The organism is Actinosynnema sp. NPDC023658, from assembly GCF_040639995.1.
In the GTDB taxonomy this organism is placed as follows: domain Bacteria; phylum Actinomycetota; class Actinomycetes; order Mycobacteriales; family Pseudonocardiaceae; genus Actinosynnema.
This window is the reverse complement of the sequence record NZ_JBFAAX010000878.1, coordinates 1-2,288: the sequence shown is the minus strand read 5'-3', so window position 1 is coordinate 2,288 and position 2,288 is coordinate 1. Positions and strand designations below refer to the sequence as shown.

2 protein-coding genes are annotated in these 2,288 nt (G+C 72.9%); both read left to right on the top strand.

The features are described 5' to 3' along the window. Positions 1 to 1,125 (top strand): ABC transporter ATP-binding protein (locus AB0G02_RS35905; protein ID WP_360803630.1); only part of this gene is annotated, 1,125 nt, incomplete at its 5' end. After that, positions 1,118 to 2,224: an alpha-hydroxy acid oxidase gene (locus AB0G02_RS35900; RefSeq protein ID WP_360803627.1), complete on the top strand. Its 1,107-nt coding sequence runs from the start codon at positions 1,118 to 1,120 to the stop codon at positions 2,222 to 2,224. The genes AB0G02_RS35905 and AB0G02_RS35900, both read left to right, overlap by 8 nt. The last annotated feature ends 64 nt before the right edge of the window (positions 2,225 to 2,288 follow it).

Below are 2,288 nucleotides of genomic sequence, written 5' to 3'. Positions count from 1 at the left end.
CGTCTACGCTCGCGCCAGCGCCGGGCCTGGGACGACGCGTCGGCGCAGCTGTGGCGCGGTGAGCGCCGGGCCGTGCTGCTGCGCACCGGCGGGGAGCTGTTCTTCGCGGTGGCCTACGTGCTGGGCACGCTGCTGGTGCTGCGCGACGCGGTGGCCGGTCACCGCGGCGTGGGCGACGTCCTGCTCGTGCTGACCCTGGCGTCACAGGTGAACCAGCAGGTGACCTCCTCCGTGGCCACGTTGCAGGAGATGCAGCGCACCGGGCGGGTCATGGGCAACCTGCGCTGGGTCCGCGCGCTGGTGGCGAGCCAGGCGCCCCCACCGCCCGACCGGGACGTGCCCCGACGCATCCGGGACGGCATCGAGGTGCGCGGCGTGTCCTTCTCCTACCCGGGCACCGACCGGCCGGTCATCGCTGACGTCGACCTCACCCTGCCCGCGGGCAGCACGGTCGCGTTCGTCGGGGAGAACGGCGCCGGGAAGACCACCCTGATCAAGCTGCTGTGCCGGTTCTACCCGTTGACCACCGGCACGATCTCGTTGGACGGCACGGACTTCACCCGCTTCCCGGTGGAGGAGTGGCGTGCTCGCATCGCCGGCGGGTTCCAGGACTTCGCCCGGTTCGAGCTGCTCGTCCGCGAGAACGTCGGCGTCGGGGAGCTGGCCCAGGTCGAGTCGGCCGACGCCGTGCGGGACGCCCTGCGCCGCGCGCACGCCGAGGACGTCCTGGACCACCTCGAGGACGGTGTCGAGACCCAGCTCGGCAAGACCTACACCGACGGCGCGGAGCTGTCCGGCGGGCAGTGGCAGAAGCTCGCGCTCGGCCGGGCCATGATGCGCCGCGAGCCGTTGCTGCTGATCCTCGACGAACCGACCTCGGCGCTCGACGCGCAGGCCGAGCACCGGTTGTTCGAGCGGTACGCGGCCGGCGCGCGTGAGGTCGGCCGGCGGACCGGTGCCATCACCCTGCTCGTCTCGCACCGGTTCTCCACCGTGCGCATGGCCGACCTGATCGTGGTGGTGGCCGGCGGACGGGTGGAGGAGCACGGTTCGCACGACGAGCTCATGGCCGCGAACGGCCTGTACGCCGAGCTGTACTCGACGCAGGCGGCGGCTTATGCGTGACGTGTGGTCGACGGCCGACGTCGAGCGGTTGGCCGCCGAGCGGTCGGCGCCGGACGTGTGGGACTACATCGCGGGCGGCAGCGGCGAGGAGGTCACGCTCGCCGCGAACCGGGCGGCGCTGGACCGGGTCGCGGTCGTGCCGCGGTCGCTGGTGGACGTCTCCGTTTGCGACACGGGTTGCGAGCTGTTCGGTGTCACGTCGGCGCTGCCGCTGGCCGTGGCTCCGATGGCCTACCAGCGGTTGATCCACGACGGTGGCGAGCGTGCGGCAGCGTCCGCCGCGGCGGCGGCCGGTGTGCCGTACGTCGTGAGCACGCTCAGCTCCGACCCGATCGAGGACGTGGCGGCGGCGGGCGGCACGACGTGGTTCCAGCTGTACTGGCTGCGCGACCGCGAGGTGATGGTGAAGCTGCTGCGCCGTGCCGAGGAGACGGGGTGCGGTGCGGTGATGTTGACGGTCGACGTGCCGGTGCTCGGGCGGCGGCTGCGGGACATGCGCAACGGGTTCTCGCTGCCGTCGTGGGTGAAGCCGGTGAACACCGACGGCGAGGTGGGCGACCGGGTGGAGGGCGACTCGGTGATCGCCCGCCACACCAGCGCGGTGTTCGACCCGTCGTTGAGCTGGCGTGATCTGGAGTGGATCCGGGCGCACACGGACCTGCCGCTGGTGGTCAAGGGCGTGCTCGACCCCCGGGACGCGGCGCGGGCCGTCGACCTCGGCGCGGGTGGTGTGGTGGTGTCGAACCACGGTGGGCGGCAGTTGGACGGCGCGGTGCCGAGTGCGGTCGCGCTGCCGGAGGTCGTCGCCGCGGTGGGTGGGCGGTGCCCGGTGCTGCTGGACAGCGGCGTGCGTAGCGGGGTGGACGTCCTGCGGGCGTTGGCGCTCGGTGCCGCGGCGGTCCTGGTCGGCAGGCCCGTGCTGTGGGGGCTCGCGGCGGGTGGTGAGCGGGGTGTGGCAGCGGTGCTGGACGTGCTGCGGGCCGAGTTCGAGACCGCGCTGCGCCTGGCGGGCTGCCCGGACGTCGCCTCGGCCCGCCGCCTGGCCGTGGCCGGGAGTCCTGCCTCCGCTTCGCGAGAGTCCTACGTTCACGGCGCGTGAGTCCTACGTTCAGAGCACCGAGTTCAACGCTCACGCCTGACACCGTTAGCCGTGAGCGTTGAAC

Coding starts and splice junctions, on each gene's coding strand:
- AB0G02_RS35900 (WP_360803627.1), top strand. CDS start 1,118: ATGCGTGACGTGTGGTCGACGGCCGACGTCGAGCGGTTGGCCGCCGAG.